At 62.9% G+C, this 21,016-nt stretch carries 20 protein-coding genes; 7 read left to right on the forward strand and 13 right to left on the reverse strand.

Annotated features, from left to right (window positions below; genetic code table 11):
* Positions 1 to 4 precede the first annotated feature (4 nt).
* The 4 genes from ACOOE1_RS17980 to fabI all read right to left on the reverse strand — a co-directional run bounded on the left by ACOOE1_RS17980 (position 5) and on the right by fabI (position 4,282).
* Positions 5 to 487, reverse strand: a complete 483-nt coding sequence (locus ACOOE1_RS17980; protein WP_420403582.1) for a hypothetical protein — start codon at positions 485 to 487, stop codon at positions 5 to 7.
* A gap of 11 nt (positions 488 to 498) precedes the next feature.
* Positions 499 to 2,265, reverse strand: coding sequence for a signal peptide peptidase SppA (sppA, locus tag ACOOE1_RS17985; protein ID WP_420403583.1), 1,767 nt, complete (start codon positions 2,263 to 2,265; stop codon positions 499 to 501).
* 98 nt (positions 2,266 to 2,363) lie between these two features.
* Entirely contained in the window at positions 2,364 to 3,449 is a 1,086-nt protein-coding gene (aroC, locus tag ACOOE1_RS17990; RefSeq protein ID WP_420403584.1) for a chorismate synthase, read from the reverse strand.
* Positions 3,450 to 3,469: 20 nt separating this feature from the next.
* Positions 3,470 to 4,282, reverse strand: coding sequence for an enoyl-ACP reductase FabI (gene fabI, locus ACOOE1_RS17995; RefSeq protein ID WP_420403585.1), 813 nt, complete (start codon positions 4,280 to 4,282; stop codon positions 3,470 to 3,472).
* 170 nt (positions 4,283 to 4,452) lie between these two features.
* On the opposite strand from fabI, the gene ACOOE1_RS18000 reads away from it, so the two are divergent.
* Positions 4,453 to 5,787, forward strand: a complete 1,335-nt coding sequence (locus tag ACOOE1_RS18000) for a YihY family inner membrane protein (protein WP_420403586.1) — start codon at positions 4,453 to 4,455, stop codon at positions 5,785 to 5,787.
* Between the two features lie 21 nt (positions 5,788 to 5,808).
* Here ACOOE1_RS18000 and ACOOE1_RS18005 read toward each other — a convergent pair whose 3' ends face one another.
* From ACOOE1_RS18005 to ACOOE1_RS18015, 3 genes are all read right to left on the reverse strand, one after another.
* Positions 5,809 to 6,381, reverse strand: coding sequence for a methyltransferase domain-containing protein (locus tag ACOOE1_RS18005; RefSeq protein WP_420403587.1), 573 nt, complete (start codon positions 6,379 to 6,381; stop codon positions 5,809 to 5,811).
* A gap of 35 nt (positions 6,382 to 6,416) precedes the next feature.
* Complete coding sequence (locus ACOOE1_RS18010; RefSeq protein ID WP_420403588.1) at positions 6,417 to 7,367, reverse strand: DnaJ C-terminal domain-containing protein; 951 nt, start codon at positions 7,365 to 7,367, stop codon at positions 6,417 to 6,419.
* 83 nt (positions 7,368 to 7,450) lie between these two features.
* Positions 7,451 to 7,924 (reverse strand): RT0821/Lpp0805 family surface protein, encoded by a 474-nt coding sequence (locus ACOOE1_RS18015; protein ID WP_420403589.1) that lies wholly within the window; start codon positions 7,922 to 7,924, stop codon positions 7,451 to 7,453.
* A 266-nt stretch (positions 7,925 to 8,190) separates the two neighbouring features.
* Between ACOOE1_RS18015 and pdxH the strand changes: the two genes are divergently transcribed.
* From pdxH to ACOOE1_RS18040, 5 genes are all read left to right on the forward strand, one after another.
* Positions 8,191 to 8,787, forward strand: coding sequence for a pyridoxamine 5'-phosphate oxidase (pdxH, locus tag ACOOE1_RS18020; protein WP_420403590.1), 597 nt, complete (start codon positions 8,191 to 8,193; stop codon positions 8,785 to 8,787).
* A gap of 113 nt (positions 8,788 to 8,900) precedes the next feature.
* A complete protein-coding gene (locus ACOOE1_RS18025; protein ID WP_420403591.1) occupies positions 8,901 to 9,770 on the forward strand; it encodes a universal stress protein in 870 nt (289 codons plus the stop codon).
* A gap of 45 nt (positions 9,771 to 9,815) precedes the next feature.
* A complete protein-coding gene (locus ACOOE1_RS18030) occupies positions 9,816 to 10,169 on the forward strand; it encodes a hypothetical protein (RefSeq protein WP_420406448.1) in 354 nt (117 codons plus the stop codon).
* Positions 10,170 to 10,247: 78 nt separating this feature from the next.
* Entirely contained in the window at positions 10,248 to 10,988 is a 741-nt protein-coding gene (locus ACOOE1_RS18035) for an SDR family NAD(P)-dependent oxidoreductase (RefSeq protein WP_420403592.1), read from the forward strand.
* Positions 10,989 to 11,032: 44 nt separating this feature from the next.
* Complete coding sequence (locus ACOOE1_RS18040; RefSeq protein WP_420403593.1) at positions 11,033 to 11,863, forward strand: VOC family protein; 831 nt, start codon at positions 11,033 to 11,035, stop codon at positions 11,861 to 11,863.
* 9 nt (positions 11,864 to 11,872) lie between these two features.
* On the opposite strand, the gene ACOOE1_RS18045 is transcribed toward ACOOE1_RS18040, so the two are convergent.
* From ACOOE1_RS18045 to ACOOE1_RS18070, 6 genes are all read right to left on the reverse strand, one after another.
* Positions 11,873 to 12,145, reverse strand: coding sequence for a hypothetical protein (locus tag ACOOE1_RS18045; protein ID WP_420403594.1), 273 nt, complete (start codon positions 12,143 to 12,145; stop codon positions 11,873 to 11,875).
* Between the two features lie 248 nt (positions 12,146 to 12,393).
* Positions 12,394 to 12,933 (reverse strand): hypothetical protein, encoded by a 540-nt coding sequence (locus ACOOE1_RS18050; protein ID WP_420403595.1) that lies wholly within the window; start codon positions 12,931 to 12,933, stop codon positions 12,394 to 12,396.
* A gap of 77 nt (positions 12,934 to 13,010) precedes the next feature.
* Positions 13,011 to 14,189 carry an ABC transporter permease gene (locus tag ACOOE1_RS18055; protein WP_420403596.1) on the reverse strand — a complete coding sequence of 393 codons (1,179 nt, stop codon included), beginning with the start codon at positions 14,187 to 14,189 and terminating at the stop codon, positions 13,011 to 13,013.
* Positions 14,190 to 14,191: 2 nt separating this feature from the next.
* Positions 14,192 to 15,898 carry an ABC transporter permease gene (locus tag ACOOE1_RS18060; protein WP_420403597.1) on the reverse strand — a complete coding sequence of 569 codons (1,707 nt, stop codon included), beginning with the start codon at positions 15,896 to 15,898 and terminating at the stop codon, positions 14,192 to 14,194.
* 60 nt (positions 15,899 to 15,958) lie between these two features.
* On the reverse strand, positions 15,959 to 17,065 hold the full coding sequence (locus ACOOE1_RS18065; RefSeq protein WP_420403598.1) for an extracellular solute-binding protein: 1,107 nt from the start codon (positions 17,063 to 17,065) through the stop codon (positions 15,959 to 15,961).
* Between the two features lie 102 nt (positions 17,066 to 17,167).
* A complete protein-coding gene (locus ACOOE1_RS18070) occupies positions 17,168 to 18,262 on the reverse strand; it encodes an ABC transporter ATP-binding protein (protein ID WP_420403599.1) in 1,095 nt (364 codons plus the stop codon).
* Between the two features lie 280 nt (positions 18,263 to 18,542).
* Here ACOOE1_RS18070 and ACOOE1_RS18075 point away from each other — a divergent pair, with 280 nt between their 5' ends.
* A complete protein-coding gene (locus tag ACOOE1_RS18075; protein WP_420403600.1) occupies positions 18,543 to 20,984 on the forward strand; it encodes a GcvT family protein in 2,442 nt (813 codons plus the stop codon).
* Positions 20,985 to 21,016: the final 32 nt, after the last annotated feature.

The raw sequence follows: 21,016 nt of genomic DNA on the forward strand, positions 1-21,016 counted from the left end.
CGGCCTAGAGAACGGATTCGATATAGACGCCCTTCAGGCTGTCCTTGAACCGGGTCGAGACCTGTTTCTCGACATCGGACTTGAAGAGCAGGAGGTCGGAGGCCGAGGGCCGGCCCTTCTCGAAGAGCCTGAGGCAGAGCGGATAGACGATCCCGTAGAGCTGGGGCTTGGCGTTCTCGAGCTCTGTCTTCTTCGCCGTGTCCACCGCCTGCAGAGCGACCCTGACCCGGTGTTCGGTCAGCTGGCCGCCGACATAGAGCGAAACGGTGAACGGACCGAGCGGGAGGACGTCCGGGCCGACGACATGCCGGTAGCTGATGTCCCTGTTGAATTTCTTGTCTTTCTTGCGCTGGGCCTTGTCCTTCTGTTTGCGCTCTTCCTCGGCCTTGGCATTCGCCTTGTCCCCGGCGCTGGCGGAAAGGGCATCGTCGGCCTGACCGGCGGTGAGCATCAGCGCGAGGGCGAGGATCGTCAGGAAGCGCGTCATGGTTTATCTCCTCAGCGGACCGTGAGCGGCGGCGCGGCAGCCTTGATGCGGTCGCCGCCGATGCCGTTCAGCATGGTCACAAGAACATCACTGTAGCGCAAAATCGTTAAGAGAGTTTCAAGGCGCGAGCCGGCCTCGCTCAGCTCCCCCGCTTCGAGGGCGCCGAGGATGTCCTGAAGGCCGTCGCGTTCGGTCGGGTAGGCGACAAGTTCGGTCCGCATCTCCGGTGCGATACCGGCCGCGTCGCGGGACAGTCCCTCCGCCTCGGCGTAGCCGCCGAGCACATCGACGAGGCCGATCCGTTTCGCATCCTGCCCGCTCCAGACCCTGCCACGCGCGGCGGCGTCGATTTCGGCCGGCCCGAGGCGCCGGGCGGACGCGACCTTGCCGGTAAAGTCCGCATAGATGGCGTCGAGAACCTCATCAAGACGCCGGCCCTCGCTGTAGCTGAACGGGCGTGTCGGGCTGAACATGCCGGCATTCCTGCCGGCACCTACGCTGTCGGTGCGAATACCGTGCTCGGCGAGGAAGCCGGAAAAATCGAGCTTGCCGGAAACCACGCCGATCGAGCCGGTCAGCGTTGTCGGGTGGGCGACGACGTGATCCGCGTCGAGGGCGACGAAATAGCCGCCGGACGCGGCGACGTCGCTCATCGAGACGACGACCGGCAGGCCGGAGGCGCGCGCTCTGGAGAGCGCATGCAGAATGGTGTCGGACGCGGTATAGCTACCGCCCGGGCTGTTAACCCGGAGGATGATGGCCTTGACACTGTCATCCTCCCGCGCCTCTTCGATCGCGTCCGTAACGGTTCCGGCCGCCGCTTGCCGGCTGCGCGAGAACGGCTCCGAGTGGCCACGGACGATCGGTCCCTCGACGGCGATGACGGCTATGCGGGCGATGTCCTCGCCATCGATGAATTCGAGATCGTCGCGCAGGTAGCGCGTCGCCCCGACAAGTTCGGCGCCTGCCGCCTTTTGCCGCGCGGCGTCGGTCGCCTCGTTGTGGTAGCGCATCTCGTCGACGAGGCCATTGCTCTTCGCTTCGGCGGCGGTGAGAGGGGCCTTATCGATAAGTGCATTTACGGATGAGGGAGAGAGCCGTCGCGCGGTCGCGATATCCGCGGCGATCCCGGCATAGAGCGAATCCACCAGGCGCCGGTAATTTTCGCGCACCGGCGCCGGCATCGCGCGATCCGTCAACGGGGCCATCGCGCCCTTGTATTCGTGCCGGGTGCGGAAGTCGGCGTTGATCTTCAGGGTCTCGAGAGCCTCGCCCAGAAACGGCGTGGTCAGCTCGATGCCGCGAATGTCGAGCAGGCCGGAGGGTTGCAGGCTGATCGTCTCCGCCCCGGTGGCGAGATGGTAGAGCGCGATCCCGGCATTGCCCTCGAGGCTGTCGGCATAGGCATGGACGAAACGGCCGCTTGCCCGGAAACGCGACAATGCCGCGCGCAGTTCCTGGGCTTCCGCCGGTCCGACTTGGGCTTCGGAAAGATCGAGAAACAGGCCCTGCACCCGTTCATCCTCGCCGGCGGTCCGGAGCAGGTTGACGACATCAAGCAGAGAAGGAGAGGCGCCGCCGATATAGGCGGCGAAGGGAAAGGCCTCGCTGGTTTCGCTCAGACCCGGTTTCAGTGCGAGCGACAGCACGAAGCGGTCCGGCAGTGGTTTCTCTTCCCATTGTTCGGAGAGCAGGCGCAGGCCGACGATCCCGCCGACAATCAAGGCGATGAACAGGATTCCGAACGTAATCAGGAGTCCCTTAAGGAATCTCAACATGGCGGCCATATCCCTCTCGTGCTCCCCATTATCATATGGGGTGCGGCCTAGAACAAAACGATGGCAGCTCTGTGGCGAGGCCTGTCAGGAACCGCGCTTTATCCGCCGCATTGGGCCGCGTGGCGCATCAGATGGTCCGCCAGCACGCAGGCCATCATCGCTTCGCCGACCGGGACCGCGCGAATGCCGACGCAGGGATCGTGGCGGCCCTTGGTCACCACCTCGATCTCGTGGCCGTCCCTGTCGATGGAGCGGCGTGGCGTCAGGATCGAGCTTGTCGGCTTCACCGCGAAGCGTACGACCACTGGCTGGCCGGAGGATATCCCGCCGAGGACGCCGCCCGCGTGGTTCGAGAGGAAGGTCGGCTTGTCGCCGTCCATCCGCATCTCGTCCGCCGCCTCGTGTCCGGGGATCTCCGCCGCCGCGAAGCCGTCGCCGATCTCCACCCCCTTGACCGCGTTGATCGTCATCATCGCCGCCGCGAGATCGCTGTCGAGCTTGCCGTAGACCGGCTCGCCGAGCCCGGCAGGCACGCCTTCGGCGACGATCTCGACCACCGCGCCGGCGGAGGAGCCGGACTTGCGCACGCCGTCGAGGAAATCGGTCCAGGTCTCGGCGGCTTCCTTGTCCGGGCTCCAGAACGGGTTGCGTTCAACCTCGTCCCAGTCCCAGTTGTCCCGGTTCACCTTGTGGGGGCCGACCTGCACGAGGGCGCCGCGGATGTGGAAGGCGTTGCCGAGCCGGGCGGCGAGGATCTTTCGCGCGATCGCACCTGCGGCAACCCGCATCGCGGTCTCGCGCGCCGAGGAGCGGCCCCCGCCGCGATAGTCGCGGATGCCGTATTTCGCCTCGTAGGTATAGTCCGCATGGCCCGGCCGGAACCGGCTCATGATGTCGCCGTAGTCCTTGGAGCGCTGGTCGGTGTTCTCGATCACCAGACCGATCGGCGTGCCGGTGGTCTGACCCTCGAAGACACCGGAGAGGATCTTGACCTGATCCGGTTCCTGGCGCTGCGTAGTGAAGCGGGACTGCCCCGGCTTGCGCCGGTCGAGATAGAACTGGATGTCGTTCTCGCTTACCGGCAGGCGCGGCGGCACGCCATCGACGACGCAGCCGATGGCGGGGCCGTGACTTTCGCCCCAGGTGGTGAAACGGAAGGTTTCACCGAAGGAATTGCCAGCCATTTTTAATGCGCTTTCCCGGTTCAGACCGTGGAAATGTCGGGCGCGTCCACCGCCTTCATGCCGACGATGTTGTAGCCGCAATCGACATGATGGACTTCGCCGGAAACACCGCTCGAAAGGTCGCTCAGCAGGTACATACCGGCGCCACCGACATCTTCCAGCGTGACGTTCCGGCGCAGCGGCGAGTTGTACTGGTTCCATTTCAGGATGTAGCGGAAGTCGCCGATGCCGGAGGCGGCGAGCGTCTTCATCGGACCGGCCGAGAGGCCGTTGACGCGGATATTGTCGCCTCCGAGATCGGCCGCCAGATAGCGGATGCTGGCTTCCAGCGCGGCCTTCGCGACACCCATGACGTTGTAGTGCGGCATGACCCGCTCGGCGCCGTAATAGCTGAGCGTCAGCAGGGAGCCGCCTTCCGTCATCAGTGGCGCCGCCTCGCGTGCGATCCGGGTGAAGGAATAGCAGGAAATATCAAGTGTTTTCAGGAAGTTGTCGCGCGTCGTGTTGACGTACTTGCCTTTGAGTTCCTCCTTGTCGGAGTAGGCGATCGCGTGGACAAGGAAGTCCAGCTTGCCCCACTTCTCGCGGATTTCACCGAACGCGCGGGAGATGTCCGCGTCGTCCGTGACATCGCACGGCAGGACCATGTCCGAGCCGACCCCGGCCGCCAGCGGCGCGACCCGTTTCTGCAAGGCTTCACCCTGGTAGGTGAAGGCGAGTTCCGCACCCTGCGCCGCCACCGCCTTCGCGATACCCCAGGCGATGGAGCGGTCGTTTGCGACCCCCATGACCAGCCCCTTTTTGCCACTCATGATCGGGCTTGGTTGACTCATTCGATGCCTCTCGACGCAGGTTGCCGGAAAAGATGAAGTGTGATTCGCGCGATCCTACACCAAAGGCGGCGTTCGGCAAACTCGCTCGGGACCTGTGTGAAGCCAGAGAATCCGCGCTCCTGTGTGTTGCCCGCGCCTTCGCGAATCGCTTTCGTGCTAGTCTCGGGGCGATGAGCAACCGGACGAACCGCCTCGAAAGATGGAAGACCCTCGCCGCCGCCGCCGTGGCACGGGAGGTGGCGGAGTATATCGGCTTCGCGCTGTTGCGCTTCTATCGCGGCAAGGGCATGCAATCCGCGGCTGCTCTGACCTACACGACGCTGCTCGCGCTTGTGCCGCTGCTTGCCATCGGCTTCGCCATCTTCAGCGCCTTTCCCGCTTTCGAGGCCGCGCGTACCGCGGTCGAGGATCTCATTTTCGAGAACCTGATGCCCGAGCTTGCCGGTCCGGTGCGGACCCATCTCGACGGATTCATGCGCCGGGCCTCGGATCTCGGCGCTTTCGGGACGATCGGACTGGCGGTCTCGGCGATCCTGCTGCTGGCGACCATCGAAGCGACCTTCAACCAGATCTGGCGCGTGGAGCGGCAGCGCCCGTTCCTGACCCGCTTCCTGACCTTCTGGGCGGTGCTGACTCTCGGCCCGATCCTGACCGGTCTGACGATTTCCAGCACCAGCGACGTCTTCACCTCTCTGCGCCAGACCTGGACCGATGCGGGACTCGATGCCGGCTCGCTCGATCTTGGCGGGGAAGTCCGCGATCATGTGATCGCGATGGTGCTGCAGAGCATAGGTTTCATGCTGCTGTTCATGGTCGTCCCGAACCGTTCCGTCGGCTGGCGCGACGCACTCATCGGCGGTGCGCTCTCGGGGGCCGCCTTCGAGGGACTGAAACTGGGGTTCGGCTGGTACCTCACCGCCTTCCCGACCTACCAGACGATCTACGGCGCCATGGCCGCGATCCCGATCTTCCTGATCTGGGTCTATGTTTCCTGGACGGTGATCCTGCTCGGCGCGGTCTTTGCCGCCTCCTTCCCGGACTGGTGGCGCTCCCGGAACCTGGAGACGGAACAGGAGCTCGGGGCGGCCCACATGCTCTCGGTCGCGCTCTCCATACTCGCGGTACTCTGGCGGGAGTCGAAGCAGGGCGGCCCCGTGCGCGAGACGGCGCTGGAGGATGTGGCGCATGCCGAGGCCATCTCGCAGGTGTTGGACCGGCTGCAGAGCGCGGGTTTCGCGGTCAGAACCGAGGACGATCTTTTCGCCCTGGCGCGGGACCTTTCCAGCGCCACGGTCTACGATCTCTATCGCGGCCTCGGATGCGCCTCCGCGGCGAGCGAGGCTTCGATAACCGAGATCGCGCCGGAAATCGCCGAATTGCTCGAGGCGCTGTCCAAGGCGGAAGAAGAGGCACTCTCGATGCCGGTATCAACCGTCCTGACCGCCCTCGCTGGTGCAAAGGGGAACAAGGGCGAGGAATCGTCCCTGCATGTCGTCGCGGAATAGCCCCTTGCCTGCGTGGCGAAGCTATTTCACGGCCGTCACGGTGTAGCCGAGCGTGATTCGCGGATGTTCTTGCCGGAACAGGCAATCCAGCGCGTATCCGAGATTGTTCAGCAGTGGATAGAGAATCCGCCCCGGCAGGCTCAAGCGGATGAAATGGAACAGGACACAGAACACGCCGCCATTGGGTCGAATGGTGACCTCCGAAAAGTCACGCAGCAGGTGCGCGAGTCCCATATGGGTGAACCTGTAGTAGTCCCGCGTATCGTGGATCTCAAACACGAACGGGACGGTGAGCAGCAAGCGGCCGCCGGGTTGCAGGACACGCCGGATTTCGCTGAGAAGAGCTTCGGGTGATGTTGTGTGCTCCATCACTTCAAGACAGAGAACAGCCCCGACGCAGTCGTTCGCGAGCGTCAGATTTTCCGCATCGCAGATGAGGTCGGCACCCGCAGATTTGTCCCGGTTCACGGTTATGCTGCCGTCCATGTAGCGCCATCGCCTGCCGCTGCCGATTTCCAGGACCCGACCGGTGGTCCGGAAATCCCGGACCGCTCTTTCGATGAAGTGGCGCCGAATATACTTCGTTGCGATCATTGTTGCTGCCCGCGGGGTCGGGTGAAGATTGCAGTCTAGCTGAACCGCATCTTGTGGCGCGGGTTGTAGCCCTTTTCCTCGGCCCATTTCTGCATCAGCTTGATGAGCTCGGGATCCTCGCCCTCGGGCAGGACGATCTTCAGGGCGACGAGCTGGTCGCCTGCCGCCTTGCCTCCGACGGCCGGGATGCCCTTGCCCTTGAGGCGCAGGGTCGAGCCGGTGTTGGATTTCGGCGGGATCTTCAGCGTGACGTTGCCGTGCACGGTCGGCACCGTGATCGAGCCGCCGAGCACCGCCTCGTAGAGCGTAACCGGGATCTCGACCTTGATGTTCTGGCCGTCGCGCTCGAAGAAATTGTGCGGCTCCACGGTGATCTCGACGAAGGCGTCGCCGGCCGGGCCGTTATTGCTGCCCTTGCGGCCCTGGCCTTTCAGGCGCAGCGTCTTGCCGCTCTCGGTCGCGGGCGGGATCTTCAGATCGAGGGTCTTGCCATCCGACAGCGTGACCCGCTTGGTTGCGCCTGCCGCCGCTTCGACGAAGCCGACCTTCAGCTTGTAATTGACGTCGGGCCCGACGGTGTAGGCGCCGCCGCCGCGTCCCGATCCGCCGCCACCCTGATCGTGGCGGCGCAGGATGTCGTCGAACACATCCGCGTCGTCATCGTCGAAAATGTCGGAAAAGCCGAAGCCGCCGCCCTGTTTCTTGCGCGCCGAGGTCCAGGCCTTCCAGAAACCGCTCGCGGTCTTGCCAGAGGCGCCGGCGCCAGCGCCCGGCTGCTGCATGCCGCCGCGGTCGTACTGCGCCCGTTTCTTGGCGTCAGACAGCAGGTCGTAGGCCGCGGTCACCTCCTTGAACTCCTGCTCGACTTTCTTGTCGCCGGGATTGAGATCCGGGTGCAGTTTCTTCGCCAGCGTACGGTACGCCTTCTTGATCTCGTCCTGAGAAGCGTCGGACTTCACACCCAGTATCTTGTATGGATCGCTCATGGCACGGGATCATGTGGAAAAAACAATCGGACCGGCGGCAACAGACCGTCCGGCCCGATCATCGCAGAGCCTGGGCGCTATGCCTAGTTCTGGATTTTCCAGGTGCCGTCCGGCTGCCGGCAGGCCGTGCCGTAGGCTTCCTCGCTGTTGCCGCCGACCTGAACGGTCTGGGTGTATTCGCGGCAATATTGCCCGCCGGACGCCTGATAGGTGCGCGTCGGGGTGACGGTTCCGGAATTTCCGCTGTCGGGATTGCTCCAGCTGGTCGAGACGCCGACCGGGTTGCTTTCCAGCGAACGCTGCGTGCTCTGCGCCATGGCCGCCTTGTCGGCATTGTCGAGCGACTTGCCGATCTCGCTGCCGAGGATGGCGCCAAGCAGCGTGCCCGCCGCGATCGCCGCCACGTTGCCCGAGCCACCGCCGATATTGGAGCCGACGACGGCGCCGCCGACCGCGCCGATAAGCCCGCCGGCGGTCTGTTTGGTCCCGAGCTGACTGGTCTGGCAGGCGCCGAGAGCAAGTGCGGCTGCTACGACGATTGCGGCGTGTATCTTCATGGTTCTGTTCCTTCACAAGAGCACCGGCCCGTATCACAAACGGCCGGGCCTCGATTATCCGTCGCATTAATTCCGTGCGAATATGGTTCCTTCACCCGTGCGCGCAGTCAATCTCGTCATCGGTGCGACCTTTCAACGCTGGACAGGGCGCGCCGGGGCTAGTTAGTGATACGCGATACTGGCTTCAATGTGGCGAATATTGAGGCATAAGAATGGCCGCCCGGCCTGCCCTGTGTGATTTATCTCGCCCGTATAGAGGAACGGCCATGTTCGAACCGGACACCGACAATCCCTTCCAGCTCTTCGACCGCTGGTATAGGGAGGCCTGCGAATCCGAGATCAACGATCCGAACGCGATGACCGTCGCGACGGCGGATGCGGACGGGCGCCCGTCGGCGCGGATTCTCCTGCTGAAGGATTTCGACGAGCACGGGTTCGTCTTCTATTCGAACTTCGAGAGCCAGAAGGGACGGGAACTGACGATGAACCCGTTTGCGGCTCTTTGTTTTCACTGGAAGTCGATGCGGCGGCAGGTGCGGGTGAGCGGGCCGGTCACCCGGGTCAGCGACGAGGAGGCCGATGCCTATTTCAACTCCAGGCCGCGCGGCAGTCGCATCGGGGCCTGGGCCTCGCAGCAGTCCCGTCCACTGGCCGACCGACCGGCACTGATGGCGGCGGTAGAGAAGGCGGATGAGACCTATCCGGACGAGAACGTGCCGCGCCCGCCCTACTGGTCGGGCTGGCGGCTCACCCCGCTGGCGATCGAGTTCTGGCAGGATGGCGAATTCCGCTTGCACGACCGGTTCCGGTTCAGCCGCCAGATAGAGGATGCGCCCTGGAGCGTCGATCGCTTGTACCCTTGAGCGACGCGCGGAATGTGCGGGCGACACGGTTTTCTTGATCCAGGTCAATGAAGTTGTTGCCGGGCACGGCCTAGGGTTGGGGCATCAAAGGCATTTACTCCCGAGGTGCTCTCATGTCCCTGAAGACGGTTCTCGCTCCGGTGCTCGGCAATGAAGCCGATGCGGCCATCCTGAACGCGGCTCTCGCCGTTGCCACGCCGCACGGCGCTCATATCTTTGTCGCCCATATCCATCGCGATCCGCGCGACGTTCTGGTGCCGCAGGTCGGTATGGGGATGAGTGCCTCGATGATCGAATCCCTGGTCGAGCAGGCCGAGAATTTCGCGAACGAGGCGCGCGCCGCGTCTCTCGCCGCATTCGACAAGTGGCGCGAGGCAAACAAGCTGGTCTCGATCGACAAGCCGGCGGATACGGCCGGTGTGACCGTCTCCTTCGAAACGCTGGTTGGCGAGCCGTCGCTTCAGGTGGCGGATCGCTCGCGCATGGTCGACGTGGTCTGCGTGATTTCTCCGACCGACCGGGAGAGCAGCGATGCAATGGCCGTCGCCGAGGCGGCGATGCTGCAGAGCGGAAAAGCGACGATGGTCGTGCCCCACGATGTCGAGATCCCGGTGGTGAAGACGATCGCGGTCGGCTGGAACGCGTCAAAGGAGGCGGCGGCTGCGGTTGCCCACGCGATGCCTTTGCTGGAGACGGCGGACAAGGTCCTCGTCATGTCCGGCATTGACAGCGATCTGACGAAGGAAAAGCTTTCCGTTTTCGTCGATTCCCTGCGCTGGCACGGGGTAAAGGCCGAGGCCAAGACCTTCGATGCGTCCAGCGGAAGTGTTTCGGGCCGGTTGCAGGCCGAGGCGCGCGAAGCCGGGGCGCAACTGCTGGTGCTCGGCGCCTACAGCCACAGCCGTTTCCGTGAGTCGATTTTCGGCGGTGTGACCGACGATGTTTTGACGGAGACGCGGATTCCGGTTCTGATGGCACATTGATCCGTTCCACCGCATCTGTTTGAAGGAAGGAGAATTTCCTTGAGCGTGCGTACCATTCGCCTCGAACTTGCGCGTAATCCGGATTTTCCGGAGGGAAGCATCAATCACGGCTACGAGTTCAAGGCCCCGCTCGCCGACGACGGCAGTCTGGATCTTGATGCGTGGCAGAAGGTCAAGAATAACTGCACCGTGCACCGGTTCTGGCAGGGCGAGCCTGATGAGAACGGCCACCTGATCCATACCCGGGGCCGGCGCTGGGTCTTCAGTTATGAAGAAGGCGAAGAGGACGACGAGCCGATCTTCAAGTTCGACCGTCATCATTTCGTCGAGGGCGAGTATGTCTCCATTACGGAACATGACGGCGTTCAGCGGACGTTCCGGATCGCCTCGGTGAAATAATGGCGGTGCGATGACATCGCGACGAAGTCTTGCGGCGGCTCTTTTTCGGGCCGCCGCAATTGCTTACACTCCGCCGCCATGAGCACTTCGAAAAAGACCATGCTGCTGACCGGCGCGAGCCGGGGCATCGGCCACGCCACCGTCGGGTTCTTCAGTGAACGCGGCTGGGAAATCATCACCTGTTCCAGAGACGCGCCGCCTGCCGAATGCCGCCGCGACCCGAACTGGAGCCACCACATCACGGCCGATCTGGGGGAGTCGAAGAGCCTCGACCATTTCATCGACGAGGCGAACGAGTACCTCGGAGAGCGCCCGCTGCACGCGCTGGTGAACAATGCGGGCTGGTCGCCGAAGACGCCGTTCAAGGAACGGCTCGGCTGCCTGAACGGCGATCTCGACGAATGGCGGCGGGTGTTCGAGCTGAATTTCTTCGCCCCGCTGCGGCTCGCCCGGGGCTTCGCTGCCGCGCTGCACCGGGGAGGCGGCGCGATCGTCAACATCACGTCGATCGCGGGGCACTTTATCCATCCCTTTGCCGGGTCCGCCTACAGCACCTCGAAGGCGGCGCTGTCCTCGCTGACACGGGAAATGGCGAACGAGTTCGCCGAGCTCGGCGTCCGCGTGAACGCGGTCGCGCCGGGCGAGATCGAGACCGAGATGCTGTCTCCGGAATACGAGATGCTGATTCCCCGCATTCCGCTCAACCGTCTCGGCACGGCGCGGGATGTCGCCTCGACGATCCATTATCTCTGCTCCGACGATTCCGCCTATGTGACGGGCACGGAAATCTACGTCACCGGCGGCCAGCACATGTTCTGAGGCGCCGTCGCTGGCCCGCAATTTGAAATGACAGGGAGAACTCGATGAACGGACGCCCGATAGATCATGTCGTACATCGGGTCGACGGCCTCGACCGGGCGGCCGCGACGTTCGAAAGGCTCGGCTTTACCCTCACGCCGACGGCCAGCCACGAGGACCGGATGGGGACGCGGAACAGGCTGGCGCAGTTTCGCGGACGGAATTTCATCGAACTGCTGGAAGTCGACCGGCCGGAGAAACTCCAGGCGCATGATTTCGCGGCGACACCGCCCTTCTTCGGCTTCGGGGCACATAACAGGGAGATGGCCCGTTTCGGCGAGGGAATGACGATGCTGGTGTTCCGGAGCGAGGATGCGCGGGCCGACATCGCGAGCTTCGCGGAGGAGGATATTCGCACCTATGCGCCGTTCGATTTCGAGCGCCGTGCGAAACTCCCGGATGGCAGCGAGGTCACGGTTGCCTTCTCCCTCGGCTTCGCCACCAGCCCGGACATGCCGCGCATCGCTTTCTTTGTCTGCGAGAACCGGGCGCAGGAATATTTCTGGAAGCCCGACTTCCAGTCCCACCGGAACGAGACGGAGTCGATATCGGCTGTCTATTTCTGTTCGCAGATGCCGGAGCGCGATGCGGCATTCCTCGCCAGGCTGTTCGGGGGCGGGGTGGCGCTGCACGATGGCGGATTCGCCGTCTCCGCGGGCGACGTACAGGAACTCCGCGTGCTCTCGCCGGATGCGATCGCGGCACTGGATGCGTCCTTTGCAGCTCCGGAAGACGGAAGCACCGTCATGGCCGGACTGGAATTGTCCGGGAGCGCGACGCGGCCGACGGTTCCGTCGCGTGAGGCGCACGGGGTGTTTCTCGTCTGGAGCGCCTGACCGGGCAGGTCAGGCGGAATTCTTGTCCGCGAAATATTCCGCGAGAGCTGCGACCTTGTATCTCGGCAGTCCGGTCCAGCGGGCCGAGAGGATGCCGTTCTCGGCTGCATCCACGAAGACTTCTCCCGAGATCACCAGGGGAGCGACGCCGTCGCCGAACTCGCTGAGAACCATTGACACCTTTGCCCTTTGCCGGCGGATCAGCGAGCCATCGTATGGGGCGAGCGTGAAGCCGGCAGGGGACCAGCAATGCAGTGGATAGTCGCGCCCGTCGATGCGCACGAAACAATCGCCGCGCGGTCTGAGCGAACGCGGGACATCTAGGTCGTTCGCGGGGGCTGAGGTTCCGGTGCGGGACCGGAATAGGGCCAACATCATCGACGCCTCCTTTCTGGAGCAGGACAGATGACAGAGCCGGGTTCTTATGAATCAAATATAAATCAAAAATAAATAAAATACAATCAAATGAGTCGATGATGCATACCCGGGACGACGAAGCCCCGGCGAGACGCCCGACTTTCCTTCAGATTTTAGGCGGAAGCGGTCAGACGATCGCACCAGGCGATGCGGTCCTCGACCTGTGCGATTTCCATTTCGATCCATGCGCGAAGATGGCCCTGCTGCCATTCCTCGTGCGAGAGCAGATCGTGGAGGCGGGCATGTTCGCCCTCGTAGAGCCCGCGCAAGGCATCGATCTGCTCGATCTGCTCTTCCTTCTCGAGCAGATGCAGGAAACGCAGCTTGAGGGCGACGACCAGCTTGTTCAGGTCGTTGACACCCGGACGGACCGCGGCGGTCAGGTAATCCTTCAGTGCAGACCAGCCGTCATCGGTCAGGCGCAGCTGCGCATTGTCCTCGAAACCCTCGCCCGAGACCGGAGCGATCAGACCTTCGAACTTCAGAAGCTCGATGGAGCTGCCGAGAAGGTCGAGGGACGGTCCGACGATCCGGGCTGCGAACTGCCGGACTTCGCCCGCGATATCCGCATAGGCGCGCGGCCCGCCCGAAAGCGCGCCCAGTGCTGCCATACGGATGGCTTCCTTCGGAATGAGGGAATTGTCGCGATACATGTCCAGCCCCGCAGTTTATTGCGAACCGTTCTTAAAATGGGGTCGAATGCCGCAGATGTAAAGAGGCTCGCGTCAAATCAGCCCGGACTCATACCCCGAAGTCGCTCGGAGCGTCGCCGTAGCAGTTCGATCGTTGTCAGCAGCATGATCGAGATCGCGACCAGAATCGTCGCCACCGCTAGGATCGTCGGACTGATCTGTTCGCGCAGGCCGGTGAACATCTGCCAGGGAAGCGTCTTCTGCCCCGCGGACCCGACGAACAGCACCACCACCACTTCGTCGAACGAGGTGATGAAGGCGAACAGACCGCCGGAAATCACGCCAGGCAGGATCAGCGGCATCTGCACCTGGAAAAAGGTGCGGACCGGACCGGCACCCATATTCGCCGCGGCGCGCGTCAGCGAGCGGTCAAATCCGACAAGCGTTGCCGTCACGGTGATGATCACGAACGGAATCCCGAGGGCCGCATGCGCCAGGACAACGCCAACATAGGTGCCCTGCAGGCCGATGCGGCTATAGAAGAAAAACATGCCGGCAGCCGAAATGATCAGCGGGACGATCATCGGCGAGATCAGTATCGCCATGATCGAACGCCGGAACGGCACATGTTCGGAACTGAGGCCGATAGCCGCCAGGGTGCCGAAACTGACGGACAGAATGGTTGCCGCCGGCGCGATGGTGATCGAATTCCACAGCGAGTGCTGCCAGTCGGAACTGGTGAAGAAGTCGTGATAGTGCTTCAGCGAATAGCCGGCGGGATCAAACCGCAGCATCTCCGGCGTGAAGGTAAAGAAGTCTTCCGCATTGAAGCTCAGCGGCATCACCACCACGATCGGCGCGATCAGGAAAAAGAAGATGAGCCCGCAGATCACCCGGAGGCCGTAGTGCCAGAGCACCTGGCCTGCCGTGAGATAGGGCGGCAGTTTCTTGCGGTAGCGCGACTCGTAGGTCCAGTAGATGAACCAGCCGAAAAACCAGCCGAAGCCGATCCCGACGACGAGGCCCGCCACTCCCGCAAGCAGGACACCGGCCAGTGCCGTGATCGCAAGAATTCCCCAGCGGGCGACACGTTCCTGAGGAACGAAGTGGGTCACCACATAGGCAGTGGCCGCCAACAGCGTCGCTCCGAGGATCAATCCGATCAGCGAGCTTCCATGGGCGGTGCCGACGAGGAGTCCAGCTATGCCGCCGGCGGCCCCGGATACCGGAATGTAGAAACCGGGTTCGGAGCGGGAAACCGAAGTGATCTGTACCATGCTCAGCCTCCCAGCTTCACGTTGTCGATGCCGACGATCCTGTCGTAGGTCCAGTAGAGCGCCAGCACAGCGGCCAGAAGGATCGTCCCGAGAGCGGCGCCCAGGCCCCAGTTCAGCGAGCTGGAAATATGGAAGGCGATCCGGTTCGAGATGAAGGTCCCGGTGGTGCCGCCGACGATTTCCGGCGTGATGTAGTAGCCGATGGCCAGGATGAAGACGAGGATAGAACCCGCGCCGATGCCCGGAATCGATTGCGGGAAATAGACCCGCCAGAAAGCGGTCCAGTTGGTTGCGCCGAGCGATTTGGCTGCTCTCACGTAAGAGGGCGGTATCGTCTGCATCACCGAATAGAGCGGCAGGATCATGAAAGGCAGCAGGATATGCGTCATCGCCACGATGGTGCCGAACTGGTTGTTGATCATGATCAGCCTGCTGGCGTCGTCGATCACCCCAAGCCAGACCAGGGCGTCGTTGATCACCCCCTGCTGCTGCAGCATGACCTTCCAGGCGGAGGTCCGGACCAGAAGCGAGGTCCAGAAGGGCAGCAGCACAAGGATCATCAGAAGGTTCGAGGTCCGCAGCGGCAGGTTCGCGAGAATCCACGCGATCGGATAGCCGAGGAGGATGCAGGAAAAGGTAATCATGAGCGACATGAACAATGTCCGGCCGAACAGCATGACGTAGATCTGCTGATTCTCCGGGCGCTGCGCGACACCGTCGAGAGTCTTCTGCAGGTCCACGGCGTTCAGGTAATAGCCGGTCGTGTATTTCGCTCCGTAGACCTTGATCGCCTCGATGTTATCGGGATTCCCCCAATCCTTGTCGGCCTTGATCAGCGCTGCCTGGAAGTCCCGCGCGGGCGCCGTGCCGATCGCGGCAGCGGCCGCGCGCAATTCATCCGCTCCGGGCCCCTGATAGCTGGCGATGGCATTCTGGACGTCCGGGTCGCCAAGCTCGACGGCCAGGGCGGCATAGACGGCTTCCCAAGGCGCCCTCTTGCCGATTTCCCGGTTTTTGTCGATGACGGTGAAGATCGCATAGGCCGTGTACTCGCCGGCCGTCAGCGGGAGGATCCGCGCAATCTCCGAACCGGGTACGAAGCCGATATCCCCCTTCATGGGGTCGTCGGTCAGCGCCGCCAGCCGTGCGCGCTGGTCGGCCAGTAGGGCGGTGTCGGCGGCTGCGTTCTCCGCGCCGCGCATCAGATCGATCCAGAATGCTCCGTCCTTCCAGACGGGGTCCAGCCCGACCAGCCACTTCTCGTAGACCTCTCCTATATCGTCGAGTTTGCGTCCGGAGGTCCGGAACAGCGACGATATGCCGACCTGCTCGTAGTTGAGGCGGGTTCCGAGCTTGGTATGTTCCTTTGCTTCGGCGGCGAGGAACAGGTCGAAATACAGCGCCTGATAGACCGATTCCGGGGGCAGATCCTCAGTCTTGGGATCCCAGTCGGCGACGGCGTTCACGGTATCCGGAAGGGTGTGCGAAACGATCTGGTTTTCGACCGACCGGAACAGCATGTCCGCGATCGGGGCGATGAAGGTAACGAGGACAAAGATCAGCAGCGGCGCGATCAGCATCAGCGCGCGCAGCTTCTGCATGCGAAGCGAGCGTGCAAGCCGCTTCTTCAGCGGCGTTCCGTCAGAGGCCAGTATCGGCCCGGTTTCCTCTGCCCCTTGCCCGGACATGGTGGTCGCTCCGTCGCTCATTTGCTGTCTCCGCCAAGGGGACCGGGGCCGCCTGGACGGCCCCGGTTCATTGATGAGGGATTACTTGGCCAGCCAAGCCTGGAACTTGGCGTCGATGTCATCCCGATAGTCGGCCCAGAACTCGTAGTTGTAGAGGAACGTGTTCTTGGCGTTTTCCGGATCCGTCGGCATGTGCGGCGCCATCTCGATCCCGAGATCGGCATGCTTGCCCACCAGCGGCGCGGAAGAGGCGCGTGCCGGACCGTAGGAAATGTACTTCGCCTGGTCCGCGAGCCGCTGCGTGTCGGTCGCGAACTTCACGAAATCCTTGACGCGGGCGAGACGGTCGGCCGGCAGGCCGGCGGGGATGATCCAGCCGTCAAGATCGAACACCTGGGCGTCCCAGAGCATGGCGACCGGCTGCTTCTGCTCTTCGATCACCGAGAAGAGGCGGCCGTTATAGGTCGAACCCATGACAATCTCGCCGTCGGCGAGAAGCTGCGGGGTATCAGCGCCGGCGGACCACCAGATCGTCTGATCCTTGATGGTGTCGAGCTTCTTCAGAGCCTGTTCCTGTCCGGCTGCGGTTGCCAGGACGTCATAGACCTTGTCCTTCGCAACGCCGTCGCAGAGCAGCGCCCATTCCATGTTGTTGATCGGACGCTTCTCGAGAGCCCGCTTGCCCGGATAGGCCTTGAGATCGAACACGGCGCAGATATCCGTCGGCGGAGTGTCGCCAACGAGGTCCGTGCGGTAGCCGAAGGTGGTCGAATAGACGATCTGCGGAATGAAGCAGTCGCTGACCAGCAGGTCTCCGAAATCTTCCGAGGCCGGCGTTCCGTCCGGGGCCGCGGCGAGGTCGGTATCCGGATCGATCTCCATGGCGAGGCCTTCGTCGCAGAGGCGAATGGCATCCGCCGCGACGACGTCCACGAGATCCCAGGTGACGTTGCCGGCTTCATTCATGGCCCGTAGCTTGGCGACGGCCTCTGCCGAACTCTCGTCCCATACCACATTCACGCCCGAATTGTTGGCCATGTAAGGCTCGGTATAGGCGCGCTGCTGTGATTTCTGATAGGCCCCACCCCAACTAACGAGGGTCAGGTCATTGGCCATGTCCGCGGCATGGGCAGAACCCACCGCTAGGCCAAATGCCGTCGTGACGGCCAAAGCTTTGGCGAACTTCATAGCTACTCCTGTTCTTCGCCCGTTGTCTTGAATCAGCAGGTCGGAACCACGGGCTTTGGCCCCGCCCTCTGTCACCCGAAAATATGCCGGCAAACGGTTCCGCTAAGCATCAAGCGCCCGGCAATCCGCCGGCAGCCATCCGATCTCGATTTCTTCACCGGGCTTCAAGCGAACGGCATCCGGCGCGTTGCGGGCCTTGACGATGAATTCGTCATTGCCGGCCACGGACAGGCGAAATCTGAAGATATCGCCCATGTAGTAGAATTCCTTGACCGTCGCCTTCAGCGTATGTGCGTCGGCGTGCAGCCGCTCCTTGTTGAACTCCACGCGCTCCGGGCGGATCGACACCAGGGTCCGTTCGCCTGGCTGGCTGACATTGACCGGCATGGCGTCGATCTCGCTGCCGTCATCCAGCGCCACAACACAGGACTCTCCGTTGATCGACTTGACCACGCCTTCGAGTGTGTTGTTTTCGCCGATGAACTGGGCGACGAAGGCGTTCTCGGGGCGTTCGTAGAGATCCGCCGGCTTTGCCAGCTGCTGGATTTTCCCGTCGTTGAAGACCGCGACCTGGTCCGACATGGTCAGCGCTTCGGTCTGGTCGTGGGTCACGTAGACCGTCGTGATGCCGAGTTCATGCGCGAGATTGGTGATCTCGAATTGCATGTGCTCGCGCAGCTGCTTGTCAAGCGCGCCCAGCGGCTCGTCCATCAGCACCAGTTCCGGTTCGAAAACCAGAGCCCTTGCCAGAGCAATCCGCTGCTGCTGACCGCCGGAAAGCTGTGCCGGGCGCCGTCCGCCGAACTCGGCCATTTTGACCATGTCCAATGCACGGGCGACCTTCGCCTCGCGGTCGGCCTTGTTCATCTTTCGAACTTCCAGGGGGAAGCTCAGGTTCTCCGCGACCGTCATATGCGGGAACAGCGCATAATTCTGGAAAACCATGCCAATGCCGCGCTTGTGCGGCGGGATCCGGTTGATCGGCTTGTTGTCGAGCAGGATCTCGCCGTGGGTCGCGGTCTCGAAACCGGCCAGCATCATCAGGCAGGTCGTCTTGCCTGACCCGGACGGTCCCAGCATGGTCAGGAATTCGCCGTTCGCGATATCGAGATTGAGGTTTTTGACGACGAGAATTTCACCGTCATAGGTCTTCTGAACGTTCTTGAATTGAACGAACGGCTGATTGCCGTCTGCCATGTGATGTAATGCCCCTGTTCTGCCCCTGCGGTGGCGTGTTCCTCTCGCTCACCTGCACCGTGTCGCGTTTTTCACGATCTGGCATTTAGCCTAAACACGCTCTTTCCATATTGTCAAAGCGCCGGTACTTGGACGCCTTTATTCCGCAGAAATCTAGGATTCTCAACATTCCGAATCCGACACGCCCGAGTCGCTTTTCGTGAATTGCGCCTGAAGAAAAGGTGCAAGCTCTCCCTCTGAAACGAAATCGACCGGCAAGCCGGCACTGGGGAATGGGCAAATGAAGACGCAGGCACGGGCAGTGGTGATCGGCGGCGGTGTGGTCGGGGTCAGCGCCCTTTATCACCTGGCCAGGAAAGGTTGGAGCGACGTCGTCCTTCTCGAGCGGACGGAACTGACGGCAGGTTCGACCTGGCATGCGGCCGGACTGCTGCCGCTGTTCAACATGAGCTACAGCGTCGGACAGTTGCACCAGTATTCCGTCGAGCTCTACAAGACGCTCGAAGAGGAAACCGGACAGGCGGTCAGCTTCCACCAGACCGGCAACCTGCGCCTCGCGACCAACCGCGAACGCATGGACGAGTACCGGAACTACCAGTGCACGGCGGAGACGATCGGCGTGGAGGCGCATCTGATCGGCGTCGACGAGATCAAGAAGCTCTGGCCCCTCGCGTCCATGGACGGGCTGGTCGGCGCGCTCTGGCACCCGACCGACGGTCACATTGCGCCGGTGGACCTCACCATGGCACTCGCCAAGGGCGCGCGGATGCGCGGCGCCGAGATCCACCAGCAGACCGAGGTGACCGGCATCGAGCGCGAGAACAGCGAGTGGATCGTCAAGACGAGCAGGGGCGACATCCGCTGCGAGCACGTGATCTGCGCGACCGGCAACTATGCCCGGACAACGGCGAAGATGGTCGGGCTGGAGATCCCGGCGATCCCGGTCGAACATCAGTATATCGTCACCGACGTCGATCCGACGCTGAAGGAATATCGCGAGGCGGGGAACGAAGAGCTGCCGGTGCTGCGCGAGTCCGATTCGCAATACTATTTCCGGGAGGAGCGGCACGGCTGGATCCTCGGCCCCTACGAGCGTTTCGCCCCGGCCTGCTTTGTCGACGGCGTGCCCCCAACCTTCGAGAAGGATCTTTTCCCGGGCGATCTCGAGCGTCTGATGCCCCATGTCGAAGCCTGCATGGCCCGCGTGCCATCGTTCGAGAATGCCGGCATCAAGGACATCGTGAACGGTCCTATCTCATACACGCCGGACGGCAATCCGATGGTCGGGCCGGCCTTCGGATTGGAGAATTTCTGGATCTCGGAAGGTCACAGCTTCGGGGTCACCGCGGCCGGCGGCGCCGGCTGGCAGATCGCCAACTGGATCGTCGACGGCGAACCCTCTGTCGACATGATCGGCGTCGACCCGCGCCGTTTCGGCGTGGTCTCGAAGAACTTCGCCAAGATCAAGAACGAGGAGGCCTACGAGCACGTCTTCATCAATCACTTCCCGATGGAAGAGCGCGAGGCCGGGCGGCCGGCCAAGACCACGCCGGCCTATCCGCGGCTCGACGCGGCGGGAGCGGTCTGGGGCGCGCGATTCGGCTGGGAGCGTCCGAACTGGTTCGCGCCGCATGGCGTCGAACGCAAGGACATCTATTCCTTCCGCCGCTCCAACTGGTTCGAGCATGTCGGCAACGAGGTCCGCACCATGCGCGAGCGGGTCGGCCTTCTCGAACTCTCCTCATTCGCCAAATACGAGATCGAAGGGCCCGGGGCCCGCGAATGGCTCGACCGCATGGTCGCCAACGCAATCCCGAAGGGCGTCGGCCGGATCAATCTTTGCCATGCGCTGAACCCGTCCGGCTCGGTGCGCTCCGAATTCACCATCACCCGCATGGAAGACGGACTCTGGGGCGAGCGCTTCTTCGTCATCGGTCCGGGCGCCGGTCACGATTACGATCTCGATTTCCTGCAGAAGCGGCTGCCGCGGGACGGCTCGGTCTTTCTTAAAGATATCACCACCCAGTACGGCGTCTTCGTGCTCGCCGGCCCGGATGCCCGCAAGGTGTTGCAGAAATTGGCAGACGCCGATGTCTCCAACGCGGCCTTTCCGTGGCTCACCATGCAGGAAATCCCGATCGGCTACTGCCCGAATGTCCGGGCGCTCCGCGTCAACTTCGTCGGTTCCCTCGGCTGGGAGCTACACCACCCGATCGAATATCAGTTGCATCTGTTCGACGCGCTGATGGAGGCGGGCAAGGAGTACGATATCGGCCTCGTCGGCATGCGGGCGATGGACTCGATGCGGCTGGAGAAGACCTACCGCCTCTGGGGAACGGACCTCAATGCGGAGAACACTCTCCTCGAGGCCGGCCTGAAGCGCTTCGTGCGGCTCAACAAGGGGGAATTCACCGGTCGCGACGCTTTGGTCCGGCAGCAGGAGGAAGGCGTTCCCAACACCTATTGCACGATCGAGATCGATGCGGACGATGCAGATCCGTTCGGCAACGAGCCCGTATTCATGGATGGCGAGGTGGTCGGCCGCGGCACTGCCGGCGGCTACGGCCACCATGTCGGCAAGTCGCTGATGCTCGGCTATATCCGCACAGACAAGGCGGTGGTCGGCGCCGAGTGTCAGGTCCGCGTGCTCGACCAGCTGCGTCCGGCCCGCATCGTGGCGGAAAGCCCATACGATCCGGAGAACCTTGCGCTCAAGGCCTAAGGCTTCACGAATCTGACATCGGGGCCCCGGTG

Source organism: Nisaea sp. (assembly GCF_965216895.1).
Lineage (GTDB): Bacteria > Pseudomonadota > Alphaproteobacteria > Thalassobaculales > Thalassobaculaceae > Nisaea.

What these genes read in the sequence shown, in the direction of transcription:
- ACOOE1_RS18070 (WP_420403599.1), bottom strand. Translation starts at nt 18,262, where the DNA reads ATGGCAGACGGCAATCAGCCGTTCGTTCAATTCAAGAACGTTCAGAAG.
- sppA (WP_420403583.1), bottom strand. Translation starts at nt 2,265, where the DNA reads ATGTTGAGATTCCTTAAGGGACTCCTGATTACGTTCGGAATCCTGTTC.
- ACOOE1_RS18035 (WP_420403592.1), top strand. Translation starts at nt 10,248, where the DNA reads ATGAGCACTTCGAAAAAGACCATGCTGCTGACCGGCGCGAGCCGGGGC.
- ACOOE1_RS18075 (WP_420403600.1), top strand. Translation starts at nt 18,543, where the DNA reads ATGAAGACGCAGGCACGGGCAGTGGTGATCGGCGGCGGTGTGGTCGGG.
- ACOOE1_RS18040 (WP_420403593.1), top strand. Translation starts at nt 11,033, where the DNA reads ATGAACGGACGCCCGATAGATCATGTCGTACATCGGGTCGACGGCCTC.
- ACOOE1_RS18055 (WP_420403596.1), bottom strand. Translation starts at nt 14,189, where the DNA reads ATGGTACAGATCACTTCGGTTTCCCGCTCCGAACCCGGTTTCTACATT.
- ACOOE1_RS18060 (WP_420403597.1), bottom strand. Translation starts at nt 15,898, where the DNA reads ATGAGCGACGGAGCGACCACCATGTCCGGGCAAGGGGCAGAGGAAACC.
- ACOOE1_RS18000 (WP_420403586.1), top strand. Translation starts at nt 4,453, where the DNA reads ATGAGCAACCGGACGAACCGCCTCGAAAGATGGAAGACCCTCGCCGCC.
- ACOOE1_RS17980 (WP_420403582.1), bottom strand. Translation starts at nt 487, where the DNA reads ATGACGCGCTTCCTGACGATCCTCGCCCTCGCGCTGATGCTCACCGCC.
- pdxH (WP_420403590.1), top strand. Translation starts at nt 8,191, where the DNA reads ATGTTCGAACCGGACACCGACAATCCCTTCCAGCTCTTCGACCGCTGG.
- ACOOE1_RS18005 (WP_420403587.1), bottom strand. Translation starts at nt 6,381, where the DNA reads ATGATCGCAACGAAGTATATTCGGCGCCACTTCATCGAAAGAGCGGTC.
- aroC (WP_420403584.1), bottom strand. Translation starts at nt 3,449, where the DNA reads ATGGCTGGCAATTCCTTCGGTGAAACCTTCCGTTTCACCACCTGGGGC.
- ACOOE1_RS18025 (WP_420403591.1), top strand. Translation starts at nt 8,901, where the DNA reads ATGTCCCTGAAGACGGTTCTCGCTCCGGTGCTCGGCAATGAAGCCGAT.
- ACOOE1_RS18015 (WP_420403589.1), bottom strand. Translation starts at nt 7,924, where the DNA reads ATGAAGATACACGCCGCAATCGTCGTAGCAGCCGCACTTGCTCTCGGC.
- ACOOE1_RS18010 (WP_420403588.1), bottom strand. Translation starts at nt 7,367, where the DNA reads ATGAGCGATCCATACAAGATACTGGGTGTGAAGTCCGACGCTTCTCAG.
- ACOOE1_RS18065 (WP_420403598.1), bottom strand. Translation starts at nt 17,065, where the DNA reads ATGAAGTTCGCCAAAGCTTTGGCCGTCACGACGGCATTTGGCCTAGCG.
- ACOOE1_RS18050 (WP_420403595.1), bottom strand. Translation starts at nt 12,933, where the DNA reads ATGTATCGCGACAATTCCCTCATTCCGAAGGAAGCCATCCGTATGGCA.
- fabI (WP_420403585.1), bottom strand. Translation starts at nt 4,282, where the DNA reads ATGAGTCAACCAAGCCCGATCATGAGTGGCAAAAAGGGGCTGGTCATG.